Here is a 26,356-nt window from a genome sequence, read left to right as displayed (position 1 = left end):
TGTCCCAGGCGAGCGACTGGTCCACCAAGGCCGTTGCGTTCTCGGCTGCTGAGACTGCTGCACCCCTGAGCCGGGTGGGCACGTAGGAACACCCCAGTGCGGAGATGACAAACGCGACCCCTGATGATCGTCGGTTGTCTAAGCCAGTCGATCAAGAACAGGGGCCGCGTTCGCGTGCCATCATCCCCGATCGACGTGCTCTCCCGCCACCTGGAGCACGTCCCCCTCGCCGATCCCGCCGTCGACCTGCCCACCCTGGCCGAGGTCCTCGATGCCGTACCCGACCCGCGCAGCCGCCGCGGACGCCGCTACCGACTCGGCCCGCTGCTGGCCTTAACCCTGCTCGCCGTGCTCGGCGGGGCCACATCACTGGCGAAGATCACCCGGTTCATCGCCGGCTACGACGCCGATCTGCGCGCCCGGCTCGGTCTGCCGCCCACCATGCGATTGGCCGCCTCCACCCTGGGACGGCTCCTGGCCCGCCTGGACGGCGACGCCTTCGATGCCGCGACCTGCGCCTACCTCGCCGCGCTGGCCGCCTGCCCGCCGCCCGACACCACCACTTCCCCCCGAACGCCCCTGCTCGGCCTGGCCATCGACGGCAAGGCCCTGTGCGGCAGCCGCACCACCGATGGCACGGTGCACCTGCTGGCCGCCCTCCGCCACGACACCCACACCGTCGTCGCTCAGCGGCAGGTCGCGGCCAAAAGCAACGAGATCGGCGCGTTTGCGCCGCTGCTGTCCGGCCTGGAGTTGTCGAACGTGGTCATCACCGCCGACGCCCTGCACACTCAAGCCGAACACGCCCGGCAGATCATCACCGCCGGCGGCCACTACATCTTCCTCGTCAAAGGCAACCAGCCCACCCTGCACCGCCGGCTCAAAGCCCTGCCCTGGCGCCAAGCGTTCCTCAACGACCGCACCGACGAGACCGGTCACGGCCGCCGCGAGATCCGCCGCATGAAGATCTGCACCACCCGGCCCGGCCTGCCCTTCCCCCACGCCACCCAGGCCATTCAGGTCAAACGCCGCCGCACCGACCACCGAACCGGCACGACCACGATCGTCACCATCTACGCGATCACCAGCCTGCCGCCCGGCCGCCTCAGCCACGCCCGCCTCGCCGCACTGATCCGCGGCCACTGGAGCATCGAGGCCCTGCACCACATCCGCGACGCCACCTACCGCGAAGACGCCTCCCGGGTCCGCACCGGCACCGCCCCACGGATCATGGCCAGCCTGCGCAACCTGGCCATCGGCCTGGCCCATCTGATCGGCTGGACCAACATCGCCGCCGCGATCGACCACTACCGCAGCCACCCCGCAGACGGGCTTCAGCTACTCGGTCTCACAACGTGAGAACGCTTCGACCCTGACTGGTCCACAGTGATCTCCATGGCCTCCAGTCCTTCGTCGGCCACCACCGCCGCGACGCACTCCCGGGTGCCACCGACGTAGGTCGTCATCAGATCCACGTCGGTGGCGGCGTGAAGTTGCCCCGGTCCGGTAGACACATTGGTGTGCCCCGGGTTCGGTGGAGTCGCCACCAAAGTCGGAGTACATCAAAGGTGTACGCCAAACCGGGTCAACTTCATTCATGCCTCGGGGTGTGGATTTAATTCCGATCCGGATCGGCCTAGGCTGATATTGATCGAGGCGCCATCGATCACTGAAACGATGAGGCTTGCGGAAAAGATCCTGATCGCCACTTCGTCGGGGCTCTCGGAGGACCGGCGCCTCCAACTGTCAGAGTCCAGGAACGGGCCGCGAGACCGGGATCAACTCACTCTGTGGTAGCAGTACGGCCTGCAGGTTCGTTCAGTTAGCCGTGCAACTCGTTTTGATTGGCTCCATCGAGGGTCGGGCGGGATGCAGCAGGTTATGGGATATCGCGATCCCGGCCTGGATGTTGGGATTTGGTGGCCGCGGTTTCTGACCACAGCGGCAGCTTCTCCGCTTTTAGATCTTTGAGGACGTCGGCCCCCGTACCGAGGGCTGCGACGATGACGTGGGCAGCGAGGAGCGGTGGGATTGCGTTGCCTATCTGCTGAGGGATATCGCTGCCTCCCCATGGGTAATCCCGAGGAAAGGTCTGGATCAATCCTGACTCGGCATTGTCGAAACGGGAGACGGTGCCGTCGGCTTCTAATACCCGGTTGCGAGAGATCTTTCCGGTGACGGTAGCGGACGGTTCGGTGGATTTGCGCTCTCCGCGGGCTTTAGGGTTGCCGCCGGTACCGTAGTTGGAGATGACGACGAAAGGTTTCGGCCGCTGTAGTACCTCGCCCATCGCCACCCAAGGCTTGATGCCTTCGGATTCCTCGGGACGAGGGACTCCCTTGCGGTACGGGTGATGGGTCGCCTTAGGCAGCGTCACCTTATCCGCGCCTTCGTCTATACGACGGGCGATCAGAACCGCGCGACGGCGAGTCTGCGGCACTCCGTATTGCTCCGTGCGCAGCACGTCGTGAGCCACTGAATAGCCCAGGCCCGTGAGGATCTCGTCCATCACCGCCCAGACCGGTCGGACGGATGGCACCTGCTCCAAGATGATCGCATCGTAAGGGCGTCCGGCCTCTCTGGCCTCGAGCACCCATCGGAGGGGTTCCAACACCAGAGCCGTTCGTGGGTCAGACAGCTTCTTGAGGTCTGCGCTGACGTCTTCACCGTTGGCCATGCGCTTAGCGGAACCGAGCACATTGTTGAGGTCCTGGCGGCCGGTACCGGATCCCGCCACGGTATACGTCTGGCACGGAGGCCCGGCCGCCAGGACGTTGGCGTCCGGGAAATCCCTGGGGCCCCAGGCGCGCACGTCTTCTTGCTCGGTGCCCAACCCGGCTGCTTTCCGAGTGGTGCACGCGTTGCCGTCGAGTTCGATGCCGATCACGGGGATCTTCAGCCAGGTCGCCGCCACGTCCAGCCCGCCGGGTCCAGCGAACAGATCCACAATTCCGCGGGCGTGCACGTACTCTCCTGGCCTCGAGGGGTCAGAGGCTGCAGGACTCGCATGCGTTGATCGCCGATACGCCTCTGGATCTACCCATGACCGGGCAAGCATACTCTCTCTTCGCGGTGGCCGGCCACCATGACATGGTGAAACCATGCCCAACAAGCACAGGTACGCTGCCGCGGTGTACCGCCCGGACCCGGAACTCCATAGGCGGGCCAAGGAGGCTGCCGCCGTGGTGGGTTCCAACATGAACGCACACGTCATCGGCTTCCTTCACTGGCTCGTCGGGGATACCGATGAGATCCCTCCCCGTCCGGCTCCGATGCGCTCGGAGTCTCCGCTCACTGACGAGGCGAGTTCAATCGGAGCTTGAGCGCTTCCACCGTCCCGGGCGGGTGCCGATCGAGGCGAGGGCGTCCGTCAGGAGACGAGCCCGGATCATGGGACTGCGAGGAGTACAGCTGCGATCTCTCTGCCCACCGCTGCGGCGACGGGTGGCGGGAACGCCTTTCCCGCCTGTCGGCATCTGGCTGTCTTCTCGCCGACGAGCTCCCAGTTTGCGGGAACCCCTGCCTTCTGCATCCATGAACGGACAAAGCTGTAAGCCGACTCGGCGACGACCGCCATATCTTTGACCTCATGGGTACGAGAGCAGAGTCGTGGGCTTCTAGCGACGCTGTCCGGGCGAGCATGCGATCCAACAAGAGTCGCGATACCAAGCCCGAGCTCGCTCTGCGGAAAGCGGTGCACGCTCTCGGTCTGCGTTACCGGGTCGCCGTCCGTCTCCCTCTTCCGGGCCGCCGTCGGACGGCTGATTTGGTCTTCCCCCGTCTCCGCATCGCGGTCTTCCTGGACGGCTGTTTCTGGCACGGCTGCCCCGAACATCACAGCGTGGCCAAGACCAATTCCGCTTACTGGTCGGAGAAGCTCCGCGCCAACAGGGAACGGGACGCAGACACCGATCGCAGGCTTGAGGAGGCGGGCTGGTCGGTCATCAGGGTCTGGGAGCATGAGGACCCCGTGGAAGCGGCACACCGCGTCGCGACGGCGGTCCGTACCGCCCGAGCCTCACAGGTGGCAGGGCGGAGTCGATGACCGCCGCCTCGCTGCAGCTCCCCGTGCTCGGACGGGCTCCAGGACCTCGGCGTCGGTGACCTGTCCTCCACCACCGGACGACTGACTATGACGGAGGCGAGCGGGTCCGGCACGGTTGCTGTCACGCTTCAGCGGCCCAGTTGGAAACGGATCGGCGGAGGCATTCCCGCTACGCGGTCGACGAGTTCCTGCTCAAGCCGCAGATGCGCGACCAGTCGCAGGTGATGCAGCGGTGTCCGCCGTTCTTATCCGGCTTGTGGGGACCCGAGCGGAACTGGCGGCGTTGGATGCCGCCCGCAAGGGTCTTCACCGTCGCCAGGCTGTCATCGATGGTCTGCTGGTCGAGCGGGACGTTCAGTTCCCTGCGCGAAGGGTCCCTCTCACCCAGGTAGCGGACCAGGCCTCGCTCGGGCTCGTACTCCAGTTCCTGACGGGCCGCCACGGCGTACAGGGAGACCTGGAGCTTCATCTCGTCCTCGTCGAGGGCGTCGTGCTTGTCGGTCTCCCGTTCCCCCGACTTGAAGTCGATGATCGTGACTTGGGGCGGTGAGTCGAGGCGCACGACATCGATGGCACCGGAAACGAGCACGTCCTCACCGGGGACGAGCACTTCGAATTCCCGCTCGGGTTCGAAGGTGAGGCGGCGGAGTTCGTCGACGTAGGTCTGGACGTAGTCGGTGACGATCTCGACACCGCGACGGCGCATGTTCTCGGCCGGTTCGCCCGTGGTGTGCCGCAGGTAGAAAAGGCCGCGGTCGATGAGCTCTTGGACGGCCTGTCTGAGGGCGACAGGGTCGGCGGCGAGTTCGGCCCAACGCGCAGGGTCGGTGTGGACGGCGCGCATGAGGTTGTGGACGCCGCGGCCGTAGCCGAAAGCCTGGTCGATGGTGGGGGTGAAACCGAGGACTTTGCGCAGGTAGAAGTCGTGCGGGCACTCCAGGTAGTAGCGGAGATCGGAGAAAGAGGTGATCAGGCGGTCTTCACGGCTGCGCTCGCTGGCGATCGGACGGAGGCTGGGGATGGCTTGCGGGACGCTGCCCGTGGAGTCCCAGACGTGGGAACCGGCATCCTTGACGATCCCCTTGAGCTCCTTGAAGAACTTCGAGGGCTTGGACGCGGAGACGTAGAGGAACCGCTCGGCTCTGGTGATCGCGACGTACATCAGCCGTCGTTCGTCGTCGTTGTTCGCGTTGTCCGCGAGAGAGGTGGGGTCGATGACCTGAGCCAGCGGATCTCGGAAGGGAAGCTTCGGTGCCTGCTTGGCATTCTTGCTCGGGAAGCGGGACGAGCACACGTCGGCTACGAACACGGCGGCGTACTGCAGGCCCTTGACGCTGTGGATGGTGGTGACGGTGACCGCGTCGGGGGTGGCGAGGAGTGGCGCCTCCTGCGGGCGGGCGGATTCGGTTCCCCACAGCAGCAGGCTGGTGATCTGGTGCCTATAGGACTTGGCCCGCGTCCACCCAGGCGTCTCGATCCCTGTGACGAGGGAGCTGAGTTGTCCGAGGTGGTACATCGCGGCGACGGCGCGGTCGTGTTGCGTGTCCCACGCCGAGACGCCCGCTTCCGACATCAGCCACTGAAGCATCGTCTGCGGGAAGACTCTGCGGACGGGATCACGGCCGGACAGCCACTTCCGCAGCTCCGGGGTGCTGAGGACGGCGATGTCCGCTCGGTTGACGGGGATTCCGGCAAGCCGGGCCTCCATGCCCCTGGCGGCGCGGATGACCCTGTCGGCTGAACCGGGGGCGATGGTCAACCCTTCGCCGGCGAGGGTGTTGAAAGCCGCGCGGATGGCCCGCTCGGCTGCGCCCGGGCGATCTGCGTCTGTGATGCCCAGGACATCCCTGAGCCGGCTGGGCAGTGATCGCTTGTTCCAGTCGGCGCCCATGAAGGTGTCGCGTCCGCCGGAGAGTGACAGCGCCGCCGCGAACAAGAGGATTTCGGGCTGGGCGAACAGGTCCGGCCCGGCTTTCACGACCGCCGGGATTCCGGCGTCACGGAGAGCCTGCAGGTAGGTTCGGGCGTCGGTGCTGCTGCGGACGAGTACGGCGACGTCGGAGTAGGTGATGCCGCGTTCACCGTCGGGTGTGTCGTGGACGGCGCCGAGACTGTGGGAGGGGACCAGCTCCTTGACGGTCGCGGCGATCCATTCGGCCTCGTCCGCGCGGTCTCCATTGAAGTCGACGACTCCGATGTGCTGGGCGTCGGCGTCCACACGACCGACGCGACCGTGGGACATGTCCGGGCTGGACATCGTTCCCGGCACGTTGATCGTGGCGTTCCAGCGGTTGGAGATGTCGATGATCCGCGGTGTCGAGCGGTAGTTCCTGGTCAGGTCGAGGACGTCGCCGTCCTCGTCGGCCGTGAGCTCGGCTGCGAGGTCGGCCATGATGTCGATGCGGCCGCCGCGCCAGCCGTAGATGGCCTGACGGTGGTCGCCGACGGCGGTCAGCCAGCCGTCCTGGTCGTCGACGAGCATGCGCCGGATCCCGTCCTGGACGGGGTTGATGTCCTGGACCTCGTCGACGACCAGGTGGGTGATCGATGTACGCAGTCGTGCCAGAGCCGCATCGTCGGCGCGGAGTCGACGGGTCAACTCGGACTGGGCCGTGCTGAAGTCCAAGAAGTGCCTGCACCGGAGATAGGCGTAGTAGCGGGCCGCTGACCGGGCGAAGGCTTCGGTGACGGCGCCCTCCCCGGTCTCCGTCAGGAGTCGAGCCTGCTTGCACCATTCTTGTTCCGCGCCGATGTCGGGGCGGGGCTCAGAGGGGAGCTCGACGTCGAGCCGGTCGTACTCGTTCAGGAGATCGTAGGCCTGGAGGAAGTACTCGATCGTTCGGCCGCGGGAGGAGTACGGCTTCCCTGACTCCGCCTGGAGGGCCTTCTCGAGCGCCTCGAGTCCGAGAAGGTAGGTGTAACCCTCCTGGACGAGGGAGTAGCGGGCGACGTCGTCGACCACGTCGTCGTTGTGGTACTCGTCCGGCCACAGCTTACGCAGGGTCTCCAGGCAGAAGCCGTGGATCGTTCCGACGTACATGCCTCCCAGGCTCGGGTCGGTTCCGGGCGTTTCGACGACCTGGATGTACTTCCGGATCCGGAACTTCATCTCCTCGGCGGCCTGCTCGGTGAAGGTGAAGGCCACTATCTGGTCCTTCGGGATCCCATCGCGCGCGTGCCACCAAGCGATCCGCCGAGCCATGGCCTCGGTCTTGCCCGCACCAGCGCCGGCGATCACCAGCAGACGCCGGGCGTCGGACGTCACGATGGCTTGCGCTTCGGGGCTCAGAGCCTTCAGGAGTTCGACGCAGACAGCCGCGGAAAAGGTCATGATCGATCAGCTCTCTTGTGCATGATTGAGATCACTGAATCCAGAGGGCGCCAGCGTAGCCACCCGGACCGACACTTCCGGATGGAGCCCGGCAGGACGTCACCGATCGAGCCGGACGGAGCGACGCGTCCGCCTGCGGAGCACAGTGCGATGATCAGGTGACATCCCACACTACAAGCCGTATCTCTCCAGGGCTTCGACCAGGATCTCCTTGAAGCGCTCCGTCGGTTTCTCGTCCCTGAGGAGCAGGGAGACACGTTCTGCGAGCAAGTCATGGTCCTGTACCAGGTCCTCAGCCTGCACCGATCGTACGGCCGTCACGAGTTCCCGGCCGGGGATCTCATCGAGATCGCGTGGACCGCGAGTCCGGAGAACGCATGCCGGCTGACCGGGCAGTCGAAGCGTCGTCCTCAGATAGTCGGCTTGACCGATCTCGCTTTCCGCTTCGATCAGCTTGGTGCGGACGGCGTACTTCGTCGCACTCACCAGGATGCCGACCGTCACATCGTCCAGAGGTATTCCGGCCAGGCGGCTGATGATGCGGTAGACACGCACGGCCTGGACCGGGCCCTCCGCCGCCACGACGGCCGCGATGGCTTCGGCGCGCTCTCGGAGGCCGAGTTCGAAGGGGTCACCGAAGCCCTGACCTCCGTACACGTTGTAGGGCGTCGTACCGCCGGCGGACTGACCGATGCCCTCCGCTCCTCCTGGTGCCGGCTCATCCGGAGAAATGCGATCGACTTGAGCGGACGGGGGTTGTACGGGGGAGACCTCGCCATGAGGGGCTGGTGTCGCCCCTGTCGATCCGGTGCGCGCGTCCCCCTCCGCAGAACCGCCGAAGACGGCGTCGATCCTGGTCTGTCGCTCGTCGGCGGTCAGCGATGTCGTGCTGAGCAACGCGCTGACGGTCTCCCTGGCAGCCCTGCGGAGTTCGCCGTCGAGTGACTGATCGCTGAGAGCTTCGAAGAGTACGAAGGGGGTCAATCGGAGCAGCCGCTTGAGGAAGTCCCGCAGGGCGTCGCGTTCGTCGAGCCCGCGGAGATCGAGTTCGTTCCAGACCCGCAGGATGGCTTTGACCAGATGAGGGCTGTTGCCGAGCGCTTTGCGGCGCGCGTAGATCTGATCGAAAGCGGCCTCGCCGAGGATGTTCAAGGCCGCATAGGGATCGGAGTCACCGGGGGAATGCACGAGCTGGGCGCGCCACCACATGCGTCCGAAGACGTGTCGCGTGAGGTCGGTGGCCAGAACCCGATCGCCCGGAGGCATCGGATACCGCCAATAGGCGACGTCGGGGAGTAGAACCAGGGCGAGGAACGCCCACACGTCTCCGGATGCGGCTTCTGCGGGTACGAGTCTCATCTCAGAGTGCAGAGCGGCGGCGAGACGCAGATCGAACGCCGCACGGAGCTCACGGTTGGACTCGTTGGGGAAGCCGGACTCCTTGGCGAGATCCACTACCAGATCACGCAGTTCGCGGAGCCTGGTTTCGGAGACCCGATCACCTCCCGTCGCGACGTACACGGCTGAGTCGTGGGCGGTGGCGGCGCGTCCCATCAGGTCGGTGATCGCCAGGTGCCGGTATTCCTCATGCAGCGGCTTGGTCTGGCCGGCCAGGAGTCGGGGATAGAGAAGCCCCATCACACCTCCCCGAAGATCTTGACTGCCGCCTGGAGCTCCGAAGCGAAGAGGCTGGGCGAGTGGTTGAACCTGAGCCGGACGTCATTGATCGATGAGCCCGGGAACAGCTGATGGAACAGCGACAGCAACGTGGAGCCCAAGGTGTCCTCGAGGAAGGCCGCTCCGTCTCTGAAGTCGTCGTGACGCAGCGCGTGTTCGACCATGACGCGTGCGGCGTCGGCGTAGACGGCCGACAGGACGACCCTGTCGACCGGACGAGGTTTCGCCGCGTTCTGGAACGCGGTCGCCGTGACGGTGTTCTGCTCATTGACCAGTAGGAGCAACGAGCCCATGGTGGCTCCGTGGAGATTGCCGCCGATCTGGAGGTGCCAGGCCGCGTTCTCGGGGAACGAGGTCTTGGCGAAGTCGATCACTGCCATGGGAAACTGCGGAGCGTCGCCCTGAAGTCTCAGGGATCGGTGGTCGCTCCAGAGCACCGATCCGGCGCGGCGTGGTGCCGACGGCTTGCCGTCCGGGAGGGCGTCCGACAGCACCAGTGCGGTGTCCAGGACGAGTACGCCGCCCAGGTCGGATCCTCGGAGCTGAGCCCTGATCTCGACCTCGGCGGGACCGGTCCCCTCCATCCGGATGCGATCTGCGGGGCCACGCAGGTTCGACCCGGTGGCGGTCCAGACCGCAGCCAGGGTGAGGGCGGTCTCCGGCGGGAGTCCGGTCTCGGATCTGGCGCGGCCCAGATCGACGCGCACCCTGCGACGGAGTTCCAGATCCATCTGGTAGTCCCAGTCTGACAGCGACTCGGGCAGCGCCAGATCGCCGTCCTCGGTCACCAGGAACCATGAGTCGGCCTGCACGACGTCCTCGGACGGACGTCGGTACGGCAGCACACGGCGGCTCACGGCGTCTGCACCGCTTCCGTGAAGATGTCGACCTCAGTCATCGTGTCGGGCGCGGGGCGGATGATCGCACGCCAAGTCGAATCGTCACCGCCTCCGATGACATGGAACGGAGTCTCATGCAGTGATCCGTCCGGATCCTCCCAACCGATCAGTTCGGGCATGGCGGCTCCCAATGGCGGATCGGTCTCACGCCCACCGGGACCCGCCACCGCCACGGCAAGGCCGGCGTGCACCTGCTGAGGGCCGGGCACGGGTAAGCGGAACTCCTGGATCAACACCGGGGTGCCCGAGAGCTCTCCGTAATAGGGGTCACCGACGTACTCCACGCGAGGGCGACGTCGAGCCGTCCTGCCCGGGGTCACCCCCTCATCCGATCCGGATGGTGTTGATGCGGGGCGGCGGGATGCCGTCTCGGCGCCGTCAGGCTTGCTGTAGTCGACGCCGTCGGGCTTGCTGTAGTCAGTGGCGCCCCCCGTCCCCCACACGCCGCCGACGAGGGAAGCGAACTTCGTGCTGGCCGCGCCCAGCGCGACCTTGGCGGAGTCACCCCTTGTCACGCCGCCGAGGTCGAACAGGGCGTTCAACGCCTCGTCGATGCGTCGGAACGTGGTGTTGACGTAGGTCCTCTCCGGATACTCGAGAGACTGCGGATGCCATGCGTCGTGCGTCGGGGGCTCCGCTTTGGCGTAGGTCTCATCCAGAGCTGAATCGGCCCGGAACACGCCGGCGTAGTGCTGATACTCACTCGGGGACTTCGGTCCCGGGCGATACGTGACCACGAGCTCCGCCGGACGCATGAGGCATACATGGTGAACCGCGCTCTCGATGTCCACCATCCGTGACGCGGCGGTGGCCTCCAGAGCCGGTGCGGTGCGTTTGACCAATCCGAGTCTGCCGAGGAACTTCTTGGGACTCAGGCAGTTCAGGTCCTTGCCTCCCGGACCCTCCATGGCCTCATATGCCGCGACGAACAGGTTGAGCGGTCGGGTTTCCCGAGGATCGGGGACCGGGTAGGCGACGCCGTCGCAGGTCACCGAGAAACGCATCGCAGGCTGTCCGTCGGAGGAGTCGAGCATCTTCGGCCACAGGTGCCATGCGATCGTGTCCGCCAGGTAACCGGCTGCCTCGGCGGGGGAGTCCCGGCCCTCCAAGAGCGGATCGATGACGACGATCGTGGTGCCCGTCTCGTCGGCACCGAAGGGACGCAATCCGAGGCGATGCGCCACGGCGTCCGCTTCGGCGCCGACCAGCGGTTCGACGACCTCTCCGGTGGTGTCGCCCCACCAGTGCCGGCCGGTGTATCGCCGTTCTCCGCCTGATCCGTTGGCCACGTAGCTCTTCCAGAGGGCACAGCCCATCAAACGGGTCTCGTATCCGCCGTCGACCCTGCACCGCGTGTGGAGCAGGATCGTTCCAACTTCAGAGATCAGATAGAAGATGCCCTTGCCGAACCCGTATGTGCCGCCGCCGAGCTCCGTGTCCCGGGGCTCTCCGACGTTGCGTACGAAAGACACGAAATCGTGGCCCTTGGCCACGGCCTCATCTGCCCGAGTAGGGCCGCCGAGCCCGCTGGTACCGCGATCGGAGACCGCCATCACCCGGATCGTCGGCCGGCTCAACGATTGCCGGAGCGGTAGGTGGTCGTTGAGGGGCGCATCCTGCGACAACAGGTCGCGCCAAGCCGCCGCACGCGCGGGGCTCACAGCCCACATGTCGATGGCGTAGTCGACCGGCTCGGTGCGGTCGGGCAGCCGGGCGTCCCAGCTGTTCTGGGCCGACTCCCGTACGAGAATCGTCAGCAGATCCAACTCGGGGCGGCCGAGTTGCTTGCGGATCCCCTCGGCCGCGCTCGCCCCCTCGGGTGGGAAGGGCTGGGAGAACCAGGACGCCTTCGTCATGAGGGCTCCCTGAGCATGCTGGTCAGATGTTCGTTCACTCGGTCCGGTTCCAAGGGGGTCGGTGGCTCGTGGGACAAGTCGATCGTGTAGGCGACGTCCGCCACAGTGATCGGGATGCCTGCCGTTGCAAGATCTTTACCTGTCAGTTTGGGGAATGGGGCGTCCACCTCGTACCAGCGTTCCTCAATGGCTGAGAAGCGGATATCACGGTAGAGATCGACGTCGGATGAGTGGTAGCCGACGGCGGCGAGCAGGCTGAGTAAGGCGCTCTCGTCGTCCACGCGTCCGAGTGCCCGCTCGATCAGCTCGGGGAGAGATTCTCCTCGGTTGGAGGGCCGCTCCAGTCGATACCAGACCAACTGCAGAGACCCGTTGTGCGGCGCCTCCAACTGCTCCAGACCATGGATGCGTACGCGACGGAGGTCACCGCCGACCGATGCCTTCACCTCGACCGCGGTGCGGTCGGCGGAGAAGTCGTGGTGATGGCCGCCTGGGCCCCGCCACAGCCGGTGGGCGCTGCCGTCTTCCTCCAACAGCCGTACGAGCACCGTCAGTTCACCGAACAGCCCGGCGAGTTGTTCGACGCCGAGGGGAGCCCCCTTGGTCTGGAACAACGCCTTCCATCGGTCCAGCACGCGGTAGAGGGCTTTGAGGGGGGTGCTCGGCATGGTTTCGGTCGTCTTCATCACGTCCGCACACAACAGGGTGAAGAGGTCGTTCAGATCGGGACGCAGGCAACCGAGATCCGCATACGTCTGGTAGCTGTCCTCCCCTTCGAGAGGGCGTTTCCGCAGTACGAGGACTGGCCCGTCGGGACCGCGTCGTACGCCCTGATGGGAACCGATCGGCACCAGCACATGACGGTGGCCCTCGTAGTCGACGGCGACGGCCAGACGGCCGTGGGCGATGTCGAAGGGAAGCTCGGAGACGCGCACCTTGCGATCTCCGGAGGCTCGCTGGGACTCCAGCTCCTTCCAGTGCTGATCGATGAGGTCTCGGAGGCCGTCGCTCACTCGGTCTCCTCGGCGTCGATCGGGCTGAGATCCACCTCTTCGATCTCGATGTCGACACCGGAGAGGTCCGCAGAGATCCATTCGATGGTGCTGTCCTCGCCGTCGGGTCGGGGGAAGACCAGGCCGACACCGATCACGTGTTCATCGGCGTCGAGCGGCTTGCGGCGCTGCTTCTCCCGCTGCGGGGGCGTGGAGACCTTGTCGATCGGGTAGAGCACCAGCAGCCCCGTGTCGGGCGATTGCTTCTGCCGCTCGGTTTCGATCTCCTTCTCGGTGAGCTGACCGGTTTCACCGGTCAGGTCGACCGCTGCATCCCGACGGCTCATCAACGTCTTGATGTCGGCGAAGCCCGACTCGGGGGTGTCCAGCCGCGCACGGACGATTCGCTGGACCGCCACCCCGGGGGCGAACTCGAACGCATCGGCGTCGTCCCCCAACGGGTTCCCCACGATGGCGACGTTCCATCGTCGCAGGGATCCCGCGTTGCGGACCCGCTTCTCGATGTAGCGGATGAGCAGACCGGCGTCGCACTCCTGCGACTTCTCGTGGAAGCTGTATCGCTTCAAGAAGCCGATCACCAGATCGTATGGGACGTCGCGGAAGACGAAACGACCGTCTTCCGGACGTTCATCGCACCGGGTCGCATGCTGAACGGCCTTCGCGACGAGCTGCTTGGCGGCGGCTTGGTTGTCGAGGAGCCAGTCGGCGTCGGTGTGGAAGTACCGAGTCTGCACACGTCGACCGCCGTAGGCGGAGGCGGCCGTCACGGCGTCCTTCATCTTGGCGGCCTGGGTGACCCGGAGCGCAGGGTGGGTGCGCAGACGCACCGCGAAGGTCAGCGGTGTGTGGTCCTCGGTCATGTAGATGTCGATGTCCCGGCGCATCTCAGTCTCGACTGTGGCCAGGTGCCGGAACCATTCGTTGAGCTCGGCCGTCATCCAGATCCGAGGCAGGTCGGCGTAGCCGTTGCGGTAGCCGAACCAGCGCCCCATCTGCAGCAGGGTGTCGTACGCGGACACGGCGCGCACGAAGTAGCTGACCGACAGGCCTTCCAGCGTGAGACCACGTGACAGGGTGTTTCCGCCGACTGCGATGGCCACCACGGGGCCGTTCTCGTAGTCGAGACGGTCCTCGCTGCTGGAGTTGTCCATGACGATCCGGCAGTCGTCCAGGACGCCGGGCAGTTCGGGGAGCAGGTCGTTGAACTCCACCTTGACTTCGCCGAAGTCCTCGGCCGAGACCCGGGCGGTCTCGTCGTCCCACAGCTTGCGAAGCTCTTGGAGGACGGTCGAGTCGTCGAGGGAGGCTCTCGTCTCCTTCTGGAGGTTCTTCAAAGGGTCTCGGAAGCTGTTGTGCACCGCCGTGTTGACGCTCGTGTGGATGAGCATGGTGCTGTGCGGATTGCCTGCGCCGCGTACACGTCGGGCCGCGGTGACCATCCAGAAGTAACGGATGGCGTCACGCAGGGTCGCGGTGATCTCGGGAGTGAATCCGTCGACGTCGACCCGCCTGAGAGGACGCACGAGTTCCACATCGCTGTCGGGGACCTCGCGGATCATGTCGTAGCCGTCGTCGACGTCTTCCGGGTCTTCCCCGTCCAGGGCGTACCGACCGAAGAGGACCTCTGTGCCGAAGTGTCCATCGGGCTTGGGCAGGTTGACGATGAAGTCCCGCGGGTAGAGGTCGCCGGCGCTGGGGTCGATCAGCAGATTGGCGAACGGCGAGGCGGTGTAGCCCACGTACGCGGATTTGGGCAGGCGTTCGAGGATCTCCCGAATCTTCGGGTTGATCGTCTTGGTGGCGACCGTCGCCTGGTCGGCCTCGTCGTCGATGATCAGCGCAGGGCAGTCCTGCAGGTAGTCCGACGCAGAGGCGAGCCACTTGCTGAACTTTCGCAGGACCGTCGAGTTCTTCTTGATGACGCAGAGCACGTGTGCCTTGTTGCTCTTTCCGAAGAACGACGCGGCGTTGGCGGTCGGGACGAAGTCCCGATCGAGGTCGGTCAACTGGTGCCACTGCGTGGGGTTCGGCTCGACGAGCTGCTGGACGAGCCGGGCCTGAGTCTGCCGGCGCAGGCCGTTGTGGATCCCCGCCAGGACGATGAACAGCTTGTATCCCCGGTCGGCGGCCTTGGCCATGACTCCGGTGAAGTTGGTCGTCTTGCCCGACTGCACGTAACCGACGACCAGCCCTTGGGTGGAGAACTTCTTCTCTTTGGGATGGCTCAGCAGCGAGACGATGCGGGTCGAGGCGGTGTCGAGGCTGTCGATCGCAGACGGGGACCAGTCGGCCTTCTCAAGTTGACGGACTATCGCCGGCCAACACTTGTCCTTCGGGGACGGGCCGGTGTACCAGGTGTCGCGGTTGCCCAAGACGACGGAGTGGGGCTCCTCAAACTCCTTGATCCAGATGGTCTGCCGCTCGTGTCGATCCCTGATCTCCTGGATGACAGCCTGGTCGACCCTCATGAGTTCGAGCCTCTTGATCGCCTCGGCGGGGGTGAAGGCGTCGAGAAGAGCCCTGAACGTTTCGTATATGTCTTCGAATTCGTCGTTCATGGGGTCTCCTGATAACACAGCTCGCTGAACATCAGTACGTGGACGCCAAATGGGAACTCGCCCCAAGCGTAGGTGGCCCTTCCAGGGAAGGGCCCGGCTCGAGGTCCGTCTGACCGGCCAGAGTGAGGCTACGACCAGGGACCGACAATCCACCAGCCCCACCGGTGGCACGTCGGGTAAGCATCGGCCGGTCAGGTCTTCGGCTCGTAATGGTAGATCGCTCTATTCATGGAGCATCGACAGCGATATTTCGCCGACTCGCCAATGTACTGCTGAGTGATTCCCGCGAGCTGGTCGGTCTATGCCGTCGCTGCTTTCCTCCATCGATGAGCGGAATCGTCTGTGGAGAGTTTGGAGAGGTCGGATGCGTCTGGTACAGGCCGGTGGTTCCGGTCGGAGTCGTCGGGGAAGCGAGAACCGACGTCGGTGGCCGCGGATCATCGGAGGGCTGCGACGGTCGGGGTGAGGGCATCGCGAGGCCTGCTGACGATGACCTGCTCGCCCTTGACCCTGCCGCTGCGGACTTGAGCGGAGGGAGCGCCGGATGGAGGGTGACGTTTCACGCCGTGTGACGGACCCGGGGATAGAAGTTGTAGCCCACGGAGCCAGTCGATGCGCAAGCGGGCATGGCATGGTTTCGACGGCGTGATCCGCTGCTCGACGAGCGACTCCGTGCAGGATGAAGCCTTCCGGCCGGCCGGGCGCGGGCAGATGTCTTGCCGGAGCCCCGTCTCAACACGGTGAGAGTGAGGGGCCCCGTGCTCGATCAGAGTTAATGGCGTCACCGTCGAACCCGCCGCCTGAGCTCCGTATCGCCCCGAAACGCCCGACTAACTTGGCATTTATTGTCGCCTGTCCCGCGAACCGCTGATTTTCGGATCAGCTCTTATTGGCCATTACGGGTGCTAACCGCTTTAGATGGTGACTTTTCTGATTTGTCGGCAGGGATCGATACTCTCCTCTCTAACCAAGGGGAGGACGGACATGGGCGACGCTGGAGGACCTTTCAAGGTCCTGGAGATCTGTGCCGGCGCCGGTGGTCAGGCGCTCGGGCTGGAGCGTGCTGGATTCGAGCACGATCTGTTGGTCGAGCTGGACGAGAATGCCGTTGCCACACTCAGGCACAATCGGCCGCACTGGAAGGTCGCGTGCGGAGACGTCGCCGATCGGAGTCTGTGGGATCCACGCGATTACGCGGGTGAGATCGACCTCTTGGCCGGCGGGGTGCCTTGCCCGCCTTTCACGATCGCGGGCAAACAGCTTGGAGCCACCGACGAGCGAGATCTATTCGCGTGGGCCGTCGAACAGATCGAGATCATCAAACCTCGTGCCCTGCTGTTGGAGAATGTCCGCGGGATGAGCATGCCCAGGTTCGCGGGCTACCGGCAGCACGTGCTGGACCGGCTACGCGAGTTCGGGTACGCCGCCGAATGGCGGATCCTGCAGGCATCCCATTATGGTGTGCCCCAGTTACGGCCCCGGTTCGTTCTCATCGCGATGAGACCGGATGATTTCGCGTTCTTTCACTGGCCGACCCCTGCCACCCACGCTCCTCCCACCGTCGGGAAGGTGCTGTTCCCGCTGATGTCGGCCAACGGCTGGCAGGGGGGCGGAGGCCTGGGCCGCGAGGGCCAATACGATCGCACCGACCATCGTCGGAGGCTCGAAGAAGCACGGTGGCGCCGATCTCGGGCCCAGCCGGGCGAAGAAGACGTGGGCCGAAATGGGAGTCGACGGGTGGGGCGTGGAGGACCGCGCTCCCTTGGCTGATGAGGTATTCGATGTCGGTCCCAAACTGACCTGTGAGATGGTCGCCCGCCTACAGGGCTGGGACGATGAGGAATTCGCATGGACCTTCATCGGTAGAAAGACTGCGAGGTATCGACAGATCGGCAACGCGTTCCCTCCCCCGGTCGCCAAGACGCTCGGCATCGCCGTCTCCGCCGCGCTCGCTCACGCGACCGAACCCCGTGAATGCGACATGGACACGGAACACGATCGGATCTATCGAGCTCTTCGCAATCGAGGGGAGTTCATGACTCTCGCGCAGATCGCCAAGGCCATCAAAGCCCCTCTGGATACTGCTGATCTGGCGCGCCGGATCGACTCGCTCCGCAGGGACTTCCATATTGAAGTCCGGAGCGATGGTACTGGGTTGGCATACAAGCTCAAAGGCTTCAAGGCGTTCGTAGGCCAGGAGGGTCACGCTCGTCACGAACGGTTCCAGCGGGAAAGAAATCGAATCAGCTGACCTTCTGCGGGCGTCCGGAGAAGGGGGATCGGTGAGCAGGCAGTGCTGATGGGGTACGTGGGTTCGGACCCGTGCACCCCATCAACGTGGTTTCGAAGATGCGTTACCTCTGCTGGACCGTGTCGATGATGGCAGCGTTGCTCTGGCTGCTGTCCCTGGTCGTGAACATCAGGAGGCGGCTGTTGCCCCCCTGGGAGGTATCCGGCGCAACCAGGTGGAACGCCATGATCACCTTTTCGGGCGATACCTCTTCGGTCGGTCCGGAGACCTTCAGGCCCTCTTCAAACGATGGATAGAGGAGGATCGCCCCTCGCCTGCCGCGAGCCAGCTCGTCGGCGACGGGATCGCCGATCGACCTCTCGACTCCGGCGATTCGTCTGGCCGGTGTCCTGTGGCGCGGCGTGCTGATGGCGCCGAAGTGGGGTGCACGACGCCGGTTGCGCTCGTGCAGGCTGAGCGGTCCGTTGCCCAGGAGGAGTCCGTGCGTCTCTGAGGCGCGGGCATGCTGGGGCAGGATGAACACCCAGTCCTCAACCTGATCGGAGCGGAGCTTTCGCAGCCATGCCAGGTCCGGCTTGAAATGCTCGGAGTTCAACCACGCGAGCGATGTGAGAACGTCGAGCAGCGCGGGGTGAGTCACCAGACCCGTGAGAGCGGGGAATTTCGGGCCCAAGGCCGTCCGGAATTCGACCCGCCGCTGAGCGGCCTGAAGAACCGGGACGAAGGCCGTTGCGTTGGCGCTGATGAGCGCGGGATTGTTGGGGTATCCCGTCGGTTCTATGCCGACCCCCGGAGAACAGCGCTCCGTCAGAACGGCGTTGTACATCTTGCCGACGGCAGTCGGCTTGAGCCAGGGGAGATGCTGGGCGACCAGCGGAGGGATCTGCTTAGGGGTGATCTGAGGGCGGCCGTCGACCAATTCGGCATAGCGGCGGAGTTCTGACCGGAAGTGCTCCTCGTCGAGGACGACCGCCTCGAAGGCTTCGTAGAGCTCGGACGTGATGTAGAGGCGGACCAGGTCCTTGAATCCCTTCCGGTAGCCGAACCACCGACCCATCTGCATGAGGGTGTCCGCCTGCTTGGTGAGCCTGCGGTAGTAGGAGACGGTGAGGCCTTCGACGGTGAACCCCCGTGCGAGCTTGTTCCCGCCGATCAGGATTCTCCAGACCCTGTTCCGCTCGAAGTCGAGTTCCTCCTGCTCGATGTCCTTGTCGCTGTTCACCACGATGACGGGGTTGCCCGCTCGGCCGATTCGGGAGACTGCCTCTCCGAGATGGGGGCGCAGTTCGTCGAAGGTCGAAGGCGTGGGCAGCCCCGGGGCGATCGCCTGGGACACCGGAAGGATGTCCTTCTCGTACAGGGCCCGGAGACGGTCGTGCGAGGCGGTCGAGAAGTAGCCTCGTGACTTCCACAGGTTGTGGACGTTCTCAGCCTGCCCGCGATGTATGTCTCTCGCCATCGCCTCGTGGACGAGCATCGTGTGATGCTTGTAAGGAGCGTGGCCCTGGCGCTCGCGGTACACCTTGACCGCGCCGGCCAGGACGTAGGCGTCCATCGCCTCTAGAAGTTCATGGTCGTCCCCGCCGTCTTCCGCGAGCATGCGCACATGCGCTTTCTCCTTGGAGTTGGAGATCGTGCGCTGCGACGGCTCCAGTTCGGAGTCGAGGTCATGGAAGTCCGAGGCCCCCATGTATCCGGGCGTGCGGCTGAGAGAGATCAGGAAGTCCTTGGGGAAGATGTCCTCGGCGTCACTTGGGTCGATGAAGACGTTTGCGAACGGGGTGGCCGTGTAACCGACATACTGAGCCCGCGGCAGCATCACGAGCAGCTGCGAGATCAGCCGGTTGATGGCGGTCCGCTCGACCTGATCCGCTTTCCATTTCTTCGGGTTGCTGGTGTTGACCGAAGCCTGGTCCGACTCGTCGTCCACGATCAGCGTCGGGATCTCGCCCAGACGAGCTGTGATCTTGTTGAGGTCCTTCACCAGCTTGCCGAGCACTGTCGCGTTCTTCTTGACCACCAGAAGACGGGCGTCGCTGGAGAACAGGTTGTCGGGATGGAAGAAGGGCCGGTTGCGCTCTCTCTTCTCGAAGTCGAGGGCGGCGATGCCCTGTCGGAGGCTCTTGTAGTCGAAGCGGTGGGTGGTGAGCCGATGGACGTCGGGGAAGCCCGTGTCGGAGGGGCGGGCACGGTGCCGTACGAACTTGTCGTCGATCCAGTCCGGGTCATCCTGGTAGTCGACCGAGTCGAGGGCTTCGCCGTCGGAGGGGTCGATGCCGCGGAGGAGGTTCTCCCGGCCCACGAGTTCCATGTCGAGGCGGCGCTGTGTCTGGGCGCGCAGGAGGTCGGTCGTCCCGGTCAGAACGATGATCAGACGGTAACCGGAGTCGATGGCCTTGGCGAGGACGCCGGTGAAGTTGGCGGTCTTGCCGCTCTGGACGTAGCCGACGACGAGTCCCTTGGCCTGATAGGCGTCTTCCCGCGCGGGATCCGACAGCCGCTCGACCACCCGGTCCGTCGCGATGTCGAGTGCTGCGACGGCTTCGGGCGCCCAACCGCGCTCCTCGTTGAGGAAACGGCTGTAGTGGTCCCAGTAGAAGCCGCGTTCCCGCTGGATGGCGTCGGTGTACCAGGGGTCCCACCGATCGGCGATGGTGATGGGCTCTTCGACGCCGGCGATGGGGAACCGCTCACGGAACAGGATGGCGGTCTGATCGTCCACTTTCAGCTGCCGTACGACCTCCGCTCGGCGCTCCTCGGTGTTGGCTTCTGTGCCTCCCGCCCATGGCTCACCGGATGCCGCACCGTCCCACGTGGCCAGGCGGAGGTGAAGGCCCTTGCCCAAGGCGTCATCTGGATGGGCGTTCGACAGATAGGCGCGAAGGGCAGCGTCGTCGCAGGAGACGGAAGGGTCGCCACCGGCGAAGGCTGCTGCACCGTGCAGATCTCGAGGTCCCGTGGCGTCCATCATCGCGAGCGCACCCAAATAGGCCCTGCGGAACGTCTCGGTCATGCGGTCACTCCATGCTTCAGCGCTTCAACCGGGAAATCGGACATGATCATGCCTGCTCGCTCTTCGCCGCGGCCGTCAGGATCTCCTGGTAGAGCTCGATGTTGTCCTTGTCCCGGGCACCGAGGTACTCGCCGCGGAACAGGTCTTCGGCCACGAGGTAGAGCAGCGCCTTGGTCAGCGGTGCGTCGTTCACGCTGCGTCGTTCCCCCCGGGAATCGGGGCGGTATCTCTCGTTCAACCACAGCGTGCGATGCTCCCGGTCGATCTCGAAGAAGTCGTCATCGGGGAAGCGCTTCCACCTGATGTCGATGGGCTCCTCGTCCTCATCGAACGGGATCTCGCGCTCTATGGCCTTGCGTAGGTCCGGAGCGATGCCCTTGCCGAGCGGAGCCATCTTCCGGCGCTCGTTCGTGCGCTTGCGTGATTCCCGGAACGTCTGCTCGGCCGCGGCGAGATAGTCGACGAAGGTCGTACCGTCCTCAGCCGTGGCGTGCTCGGCCAGCTGGGTGAACTCAGGGCCGACGTTGACCCGTGACTTCTCCGGGTTCATGGTGAAAAGTCCGACGACGTCATCGTCGATCTCGACCTCGACGCGGGCGAGCTGCAACCGCCGATCGGACGAGTGGATGCCGTGCCAGCCTCCGCCGGCCTGGAGCAGGCGGTCACGACGGTAGAAGTAGATCCCCTGCCGGAGCTCCGGCCCGCCGGGCAGCTTGAACTGCGGGAGGTTGGAACGACCCGTCCAGATATGGCAGTTGAAGGCGAGATCGGTGTCGTCCAGTCGACCCTGCAGAGTTTTCGGGTAGCCCGTACGGCCCGACCGGGTGTAGCCGAAGGGGTTGAGAGGGTCCACGGGGAGCCGGGGGCCGGGAGCGTCGACCTCGACGTCTTCCACGTCGATGGAGATGTCGACTCTGCCGGCGTCGAGGATGCGGTGGAAGACCAAGCCGAGGTGGTTGCGCAGGGCGGTGGCCGTACGGGAGATGAAGTCCTCTACTCGCGCCGGGTCGTTCGTGGCGGGAAAGCCCGTGACGTTGTCCCAGCGGATCACCGTTCCGGTGGATATCTCCTCGAACCCCCAGTCCCGTGAGAACTCGTCCTCCGCGAAATCCGTGGGTACGGTGTCACAGTGGAATCCCTTGCGGTTCTCGTCGAGGAGCCAACGTCGGCCGACGGACGGGGATCCGAACGCCTTCGAGACCATAGTCAAGCTGCGAGCCTGGCTGAACGAGGCCGCCTTCAGGCCGAGACCGAACTTGCCGAGGTCTCCGGAGCTGTAGGTGCGACGCCCGCCGACTGTCATCGCTGAATCGATCTTCGATTCCGGTATGCCGTGACCGTTGTCCACGACATACAGTGCGCGGAGCCGACCCTCCACCCTCACGAGACGGATGAGCACGTGACTCGCCCCGGCGTCGATGGAGTTGTCTACGAGGTCGGCGACGGCGGTCTCCAACGAGTGGTTACGGCCGAGCCCTTCGAGCGCACGAGGGTCGGGTGGGAGCTCCACGGAGCCACTGGTCGGAATCTGCTCGCGCCAGGTGGACATAGTTGATTCTCCAATGTGTACGCTCTGCAACGTAACCGAACTTGGAGTAAAGGATGCACAAGACGAGTCCCGCCCGGCTTCTCCGGTGAGGGAATCGGCCTGAGACGCGATGTCGGATCGGTCGGCCGGTGACCCGGTATGGGCCTCGGACTCTTCGACTGTGGCGCTCGCCCGCTCCTCCTGTACGGCCTTTGCCTCGACCGGCACCGTGGTGACGGCCGGAGACGATACCCGTATGCCCGCCATCTCGGTCCAGAACTCCCAGTCCTCAGGCGCGGGCGCCACGTCGGGTCAGGCTTCCAGCCGGTCGGAGGGATCCAATCCGACGGGAGGTGCGGCCATCCGGGCGGCGGATTGAATCTGCGCGCCCGCGTCGGCGCCGCTTGAGCGGAGATCTCACGGATCATCCGGCGGATCACCGTGTTGTCGTCAGGGGGGATGTCGCCCAGGTCGACGACGGATCCGTCGCGCAGCCGCACGGACAAGGTGTTCGGACGGCCGAAGCCGCGCTTACGTACATCACAGGCTGCGATGTCGGACACGAGGAGGGCCACCACGGGGTCATCGGAGTCCACAGCCGATTCACCCAATGCGAAGATGCGCCGGTCGGTGATGACAACGTGGGTCAGGACGGGCTTCAGCAACCGGGTGCTGAAGAGCCCGAGCAACTGTGCCTCCGGAAGGTGCATATCAGGGAGGGCTTTGGCGATCAGTCGTACCCGGGAGGTGCGATAGGGAGCCGACCAACTGCGGCCGGCGAAGTCGTCCACGGACTCCATCCGCACCTTGGTGCCTCGGTCGCCGGGAGGACCGGGGCAGTGGCTTCTCGCTCCGAGGGGGCAACCTCAGGCTGAAGCAAGGGCTTCACCGTGGTGACGTGGCGCTTCTCCACGGCGGACTCGATCACCGTACGGAGGCGCTGTTCGGCTTGGGCGCGGTTTCGGTACCAGATGGCTGGCAGCCGGGTGTGTACGGCGGAGGCTCAGATCAGATCGTCGAATCTGCCGTTGCAAATCCCGGTGGTGAAGGCTCGCCATTCAGCAGGGGAGAAGAGCAGCGCCGGGCCGTGGGGGTCCTTGCTGTCGCGGATGGCTACGAGGCCGGGAAGGTCGGCCACTTCGACGCAGTTGTTGCCGCTGCCGCTCAGGCTGCTCTTCCGCCAGACGGCGTTCGACAGGTCAGTCATGAGACAGACGCTCCTTCGCCTCATTGATCAGCTCCGTGGAGTCCGCCGGGGACAGGGCCACGTCGCAAATGCGGGCAAAGGCTAGCGTATAGCGATTCACCTGGTCTGAGCTCTCGACATATATGTCACCCGCGGTGCCCTCCACATAGGCGACGTCGGGGTCGACTTCCTCGGGGAAGGACAGGATGGTGAACGTCCCCTCCAACCCGGCGTGGGCTCCGGCGCTGTAGGGGAGGAGCCGGATCGTCACGTTGGGGCGCCGCGCCGCGACCAGTAGCGCGTCGAGTTGGTCCCGCATCAGGTCCCGGCCGCCGATCGGGCGGCGGATGACGCCTTCGTCCAGGATCGCGTAGAGCTCGGGAGCGTCCGGCCGGCTGAGCAGCGTACGGCGGGCCATGCGGGCCATGACGCGCCGGTGGATGACGTCGGTGTCCTGGAGGTCCGGCCGTCCCGTGCTGATCACCACGCGTGCGTAGTCCTCAGTCTGCAGGAGGCCGGGGATCAGTTGGACCTCCCACTGCCGGATCAGGGAGGCCTCGTCTTCGAGTCCGATGTAGGAGCCGGTGAACACGTCCGCGTAGGCCGTCCACCATCCCCTCTGGCGGGCTTCTTTGGCGAGCTGGAGCAGTCCCGCGCGGACCGAGGAGTCGACGCCGTACAGGTCGCAGATGGCGGCGACGTCGGTGAGGCCGGCTCGGGTGCGACCGGTTTCGATACGGCTCACCTTGCTCCGGCTCCACCCCAAGCGGGCCGCCGCGTCTTCGGGACTCAGACCGCTTTCCTCGCGCATCCTGCGGAGCTCGCGGGCCAGACGCCGGAGCCTGACGGTGGGGCTGTGGGCCGGGGACATGTGACCCAGTGTGCCGAAGTGATCACTTCTTCGCTGGCAGATGCATCAATCAAGCTGAATTTGCACAGTGCATTGACAGCCTGCACTCGCCAAGCGCATCATGACTATGTCGTTACTGTACGTGTTCGACTCTTACTGAAAGTAAAAAATCGGGCATAGTCGAGCTGGCCTCCTCCCGCGCCGGGACCGTCAGCAATCTCCACCCCCGCGAACCGGTTTTCCGGTAGGAGGCACTCATCATGACTTCACACGATCAGCAAGAGCAGTTCATCCATTTGGTCCGGCTGGGCCGGGACTTGCGCGACCTGGGAGTAGGCACCGCCCTGGTGCTGCCCGCCGCCGGGCAACCCGTGCTGGAGGTCATCTCCACTGGCCGCGCCCGGGTCCGCATCACCGCCACCCGCCACGGCCGCGACTGGCTCTTCACCTGGCGGCCCTGGTGGGCCCGGTGCTGGCGCCGGAGCGAGCAGGTCTGGGCCGAGGCCCGCAACGCCGCCGACATCATCGCCGCGGTGGCGATCGCATGAGCACGCCCCTGCCCGCTCACCGCCCCGCTCCTCGGCAGGCCCGCCGCCCCGGCCCGCTCACCGCCCCGCTCCTCGGCAGGCCCGCCGCCGTACCGCAGGCCCGCGCCTGGGCCCAGGACCTGCTGGCCGACCAGGGCGCAGACACCCGCTACACGGCGCTGCTGTTGCTCAGCGAGCTCATCACCAACGCGGTGATCCACTCCGACTCCGGACGAGGCCCGGACGGGACGGTGACCGTCTACCTGGGCGCCACCGACGGCCTGGTGCACATCGAGGTGATCGATGACGGCTCGGCTGCCAGCATGCCCTTCCTGCGCGCCGCCGACCCCACCGGTGACAGCGGCCGTGGTCTGGCCCTGGTCGAGGCGCTGGCGGCCAAATGGGGAGTGCACCACGACGAGGAGACCGGCACCGCGGTCTGGTGCCAGATCGACGAGGCCGAGGAGGGCGACGGTCTCTGCTGAGCCCGGTCCGCAGCGGAGGTCGTGCGCGCCGTACGGCACCGCGCCAAGCCCGCCACGATGCCGGAGCCATCGGAGCCATGCCGGAGCCACGCCGGAGTCACGGACGCGCGGTCAGGAGCTCCCGGAGCTCGGCGGTGTGCTGCTCGACGAGATGAGGACGCCCGTGGTACTGGGCCGGGGTGTTCTGAAAGAGAACGATTCGCCAGGTGTCCCCGTGCCGCTCCGCGACGAGGGTCTGGTGGGCGTTGCCCTCCGGCTTCAGGTCGTCGGCCCCGGGCGGGACCAGGCCGACGATGGCCCGCAGCAGCACCGTGTCCGGGCCGAGTGGGCGGACCTCGCGCACCTTGGCGACGTAGGAGGCGGTGGGGTGGTCGGCGAAGATGGCGGCGAGGTGCTCTTCGACCTCCTGCCCGCCCGTCTCGATGCTGCCGTCGAAGCCGATGATCGTGCCGTCGTCGGCGATCAACGACGCGTAGTCCTTGGCATCGCGGCGGTTCCAGGCATCCAGCAGGCGGGAGTAGAGATCGCGGACGGCGGAGTCGTCGGTCATGAGACCTCCAGGAGCGACAGCCCGAGTGACGATCTCACCCTAGGCGTCTCACCGGGTGTGTCAACGAAGGCCACTCCTGACAACGGACCGGAGATTCCCGCAGTGGATCTCACGGGTCAGGGCGCTGCGGCTTCCGCGTCCGCGGGAGGCTCGGCGGGCGGCCCGGCGGTCGGCATGGTCGCCGGGCTGGCGTGGGCGGCCAGGATGCGCCAGCCGTACCCGGCGCCAGGTGCGGGTGTAGCGCATCCGCAGGGCGAACGGCTCGCCCGCGAACGTGCCCTTCAACGTGCCGAGGAAGCAGGTGACGCCGGTGCTCCCCGCGACGAGCACGGTGAGATCCTCCTGGGTGACCTCCGTCATGACCTGCGTCCGCGAGCGGTGATTGCGCAGATCGAGCTCCTTGGCGTCCGTATGGCACTGGCCGTCCGGCGGCCCGGTGAAGACGAGCCTCTCGTCGAGCAGCTGGTCGAGCTCCTCGACGTCCCCGGCGAGCATCGCCGCCTGCAGCCGCCGCTCGGCCTCGTAGAGCTCGTCCTCGAGAGTCCGCTCGGCCATGAGAGCTCCGTTCCTCGGGAAGTGCGGGCGGC

General features: G+C 65.6%; 19 protein-coding genes. 6 read left to right on the top strand and 13 right to left on the bottom strand.

Going from position 1 to position 26,356, the window contains the following annotated elements; genetic code table 11:
• The first annotated feature begins 174 nt into the window (after positions 1-174).
• On the top strand, positions 175-1,359 hold the full coding sequence (locus Plo01_RS23795; protein ID WP_203892889.1) for an ISAs1 family transposase: 1,185 nt from the start codon (positions 175-177) through the stop codon (positions 1,357-1,359).
• A gap of 520 nt (positions 1,360-1,879) precedes the next feature.
• On the opposite strand, the gene Plo01_RS23790 is transcribed toward Plo01_RS23795, so the two are convergent.
• Positions 1,880-2,965, bottom strand: coding sequence for a DNA cytosine methyltransferase (locus Plo01_RS23790; RefSeq protein WP_203892888.1), 1,086 nt, complete (start codon positions 2,963-2,965; stop codon positions 1,880-1,882).
• Between the two features lie 624 nt (positions 2,966-3,589).
• Between Plo01_RS23790 and Plo01_RS23785 the strand changes: the two genes are divergently transcribed.
• Complete coding sequence (locus tag Plo01_RS23785) at positions 3,590-4,045, top strand: very short patch repair endonuclease (protein WP_444980768.1); 456 nt, start codon at positions 3,590-3,592, stop codon at positions 4,043-4,045.
• Between the two features lie 169 nt (positions 4,046-4,214).
• On the opposite strand, the gene Plo01_RS23780 is transcribed toward Plo01_RS23785, so the two are convergent.
• From Plo01_RS23780 to Plo01_RS23755, 6 genes are all read right to left on the bottom strand, one after another.
• Positions 4,215-7,376, bottom strand: a complete 3,162-nt coding sequence (locus tag Plo01_RS23780; protein WP_203892886.1) for an ATP-dependent DNA helicase — start codon at positions 7,374-7,376, stop codon at positions 4,215-4,217.
• Positions 7,377-7,547: 171 nt separating this feature from the next.
• On the bottom strand, positions 7,548-9,014 hold the full coding sequence (locus Plo01_RS23775) for a DUF6339 family protein (RefSeq protein ID WP_203892885.1): 1,467 nt from the start codon (positions 9,012-9,014) through the stop codon (positions 7,548-7,550).
• Entirely contained in the window at positions 9,014-9,910 is an 897-nt protein-coding gene (locus Plo01_RS40500) for a hypothetical protein (protein ID WP_239316914.1), read from the bottom strand. Before Plo01_RS40500 ends, Plo01_RS23775 begins: the two co-directional genes overlap by 1 nt.
• Positions 9,907-11,808, bottom strand: coding sequence for a hypothetical protein (locus Plo01_RS23765; protein WP_203892884.1), 1,902 nt, complete (start codon positions 11,806-11,808; stop codon positions 9,907-9,909). The genes Plo01_RS40500 and Plo01_RS23765 overlap by 4 nt, the downstream gene beginning before the upstream one ends.
• On the bottom strand, positions 11,805-12,821 hold the full coding sequence (locus Plo01_RS23760; RefSeq protein ID WP_203892883.1) for a PD-(D/E)XK motif protein: 1,017 nt from the start codon (positions 12,819-12,821) through the stop codon (positions 11,805-11,807). Before Plo01_RS23760 ends, Plo01_RS23765 begins: the two co-directional genes overlap by 4 nt.
• Positions 12,818-15,379 (bottom strand): Z1 domain-containing protein, encoded by a 2,562-nt coding sequence (locus Plo01_RS23755; protein WP_203892882.1) that lies wholly within the window; start codon positions 15,377-15,379, stop codon positions 12,818-12,820. The genes Plo01_RS23760 and Plo01_RS23755 overlap by 4 nt, the downstream gene beginning before the upstream one ends.
• Before the next feature lie 984 nt (positions 15,380-16,363).
• On the opposite strand from Plo01_RS23755, the gene Plo01_RS40495 reads away from it, so the two are divergent.
• The gene (locus Plo01_RS40495) at positions 16,364-17,149 is read left to right on the top strand and encodes a DNA cytosine methyltransferase (protein ID WP_239316912.1); all 786 of its coding nucleotides are present in this window, start codon (positions 16,364-16,366) and stop codon (positions 17,147-17,149) included.
• Positions 17,142-17,630, top strand: a complete 489-nt coding sequence (locus tag Plo01_RS40490) for a DNA cytosine methyltransferase (protein ID WP_239316910.1) — start codon at positions 17,142-17,144, stop codon at positions 17,628-17,630. The genes Plo01_RS40495 and Plo01_RS40490 overlap by 8 nt, the downstream gene beginning before the upstream one ends.
• A 103-nt stretch (positions 17,631-17,733) precedes the next feature.
• On the opposite strand, the gene Plo01_RS23745 is transcribed toward Plo01_RS40490, so the two are convergent.
• From Plo01_RS23745 to Plo01_RS23730, 4 genes are all read right to left on the bottom strand, one after another.
• Entirely contained in the window at positions 17,734-20,643 is a 2,910-nt protein-coding gene (locus Plo01_RS23745) for a Z1 domain-containing protein (RefSeq protein WP_203892881.1), read from the bottom strand.
• A gap of 46 nt (positions 20,644-20,689) precedes the next feature.
• A complete protein-coding gene (locus tag Plo01_RS23740; protein ID WP_203892880.1) occupies positions 20,690-22,192 on the bottom strand; it encodes an ATP-binding protein in 1,503 nt (500 codons plus the stop codon).
• 982 nt (positions 22,193-23,174) lie between these two features.
• Entirely contained in the window at positions 23,175-23,378 is a 204-nt protein-coding gene (locus tag Plo01_RS23735; RefSeq protein WP_203892879.1) for a DUF397 domain-containing protein, read from the bottom strand.
• Positions 23,371-24,228, bottom strand: coding sequence for a helix-turn-helix domain-containing protein (locus tag Plo01_RS23730; RefSeq protein WP_203892878.1), 858 nt, complete (start codon positions 24,226-24,228; stop codon positions 23,371-23,373). The genes Plo01_RS23735 and Plo01_RS23730 overlap by 8 nt, the downstream gene beginning before the upstream one ends.
• Before the next feature lie 239 nt (positions 24,229-24,467).
• Between Plo01_RS23730 and Plo01_RS23725 the strand changes: the two genes are divergently transcribed.
• Both Plo01_RS23725 and Plo01_RS23720 read left to right on the top strand, forming a co-directional pair.
• Entirely contained in the window at positions 24,468-24,755 is a 288-nt protein-coding gene (locus Plo01_RS23725) for a hypothetical protein (protein WP_203892877.1), read from the top strand.
• Complete coding sequence (locus Plo01_RS23720) at positions 24,752-25,219, top strand: ATP-binding protein (RefSeq protein ID WP_203892876.1); 468 nt, start codon at positions 24,752-24,754, stop codon at positions 25,217-25,219. The genes Plo01_RS23725 and Plo01_RS23720 overlap by 4 nt, the downstream gene beginning before the upstream one ends.
• Before the next feature lie 97 nt (positions 25,220-25,316).
• Here Plo01_RS23720 and Plo01_RS23715 read toward each other — a convergent pair whose 3' ends face one another.
• Both Plo01_RS23715 and Plo01_RS23710 read right to left on the bottom strand, forming a co-directional pair.
• Positions 25,317-25,769, bottom strand: a complete 453-nt coding sequence (locus Plo01_RS23715) for an SgcJ/EcaC family oxidoreductase (RefSeq protein WP_203892875.1) — start codon at positions 25,767-25,769, stop codon at positions 25,317-25,319.
• 60 nt (positions 25,770-25,829) lie between these two features.
• Positions 25,830-26,324 carry a nuclear transport factor 2 family protein gene (locus tag Plo01_RS23710; protein WP_203892874.1) on the bottom strand — a complete coding sequence of 165 codons (495 nt, stop codon included), beginning with the start codon at positions 26,322-26,324 and terminating at the stop codon, positions 25,830-25,832.
• Positions 26,325-26,356 lie beyond the last annotated feature (32 nt).

Source organism: Planobispora longispora, assembly GCF_016863135.1.
Classification (GTDB): domain Bacteria; phylum Actinomycetota; class Actinomycetes; order Streptosporangiales; family Streptosporangiaceae; genus Planobispora; species Planobispora longispora.
Note: the sequence above shows the minus strand (reverse complement) of the source record. Positions and strands in the feature narration are given on the sequence as shown.

Coding starts and splice junctions, on each gene's coding strand:
- Plo01_RS23765 (WP_203892884.1), bottom strand. CDS start 11,808: ATGACGAAGGCGTCCTGGTTCTCCCAGCCCTTCCCACCCGAGGGGGCG.
- Plo01_RS23720 (WP_203892876.1), top strand. CDS start 24,752: ATGAGCACGCCCCTGCCCGCTCACCGCCCCGCTCCTCGGCAGGCCCGC.
- Plo01_RS23735 (WP_203892879.1), bottom strand. CDS start 23,378: ATGACTGACCTGTCGAACGCCGTCTGGCGGAAGAGCAGCCTGAGCGGC.
- Plo01_RS23745 (WP_203892881.1), bottom strand. CDS start 20,643: ATGACCGAGACGTTCCGCAGGGCCTATTTGGGTGCGCTCGCGATGATG.
- Plo01_RS40495 (WP_239316912.1), top strand. CDS start 16,364: ATGGGCGACGCTGGAGGACCTTTCAAGGTCCTGGAGATCTGTGCCGGC.
- Plo01_RS23710 (WP_203892874.1), bottom strand. CDS start 26,324: ATGGCCGAGCGGACTCTCGAGGACGAGCTCTACGAGGCCGAGCGGCGG.
- Plo01_RS23725 (WP_203892877.1), top strand. CDS start 24,468: ATGACTTCACACGATCAGCAAGAGCAGTTCATCCATTTGGTCCGGCTG.
- Plo01_RS23740 (WP_203892880.1), bottom strand. CDS start 22,192: ATGTCCACCTGGCGCGAGCAGATTCCGACCAGTGGCTCCGTGGAGCTC.
- Plo01_RS23715 (WP_203892875.1), bottom strand. CDS start 25,769: ATGACCGACGACTCCGCCGTCCGCGATCTCTACTCCCGCCTGCTGGAT.
- Plo01_RS23785 (WP_444980768.1), top strand. CDS start 3,590: ATGGGTACGAGAGCAGAGTCGTGGGCTTCTAGCGACGCTGTCCGGGCG.
- Plo01_RS23730 (WP_203892878.1), bottom strand. CDS start 24,228: ATGTCCCCGGCCCACAGCCCCACCGTCAGGCTCCGGCGTCTGGCCCGC.
- Plo01_RS23780 (WP_203892886.1), bottom strand. CDS start 7,376: ATGACCTTTTCCGCGGCTGTCTGCGTCGAACTCCTGAAGGCTCTGAGC.
- Plo01_RS23775 (WP_203892885.1), bottom strand. CDS start 9,014: ATGGGGCTTCTCTATCCCCGACTCCTGGCCGGCCAGACCAAGCCGCTG.
- Plo01_RS23755 (WP_203892882.1), bottom strand. CDS start 15,379: ATGAACGACGAATTCGAAGACATATACGAAACGTTCAGGGCTCTTCTC.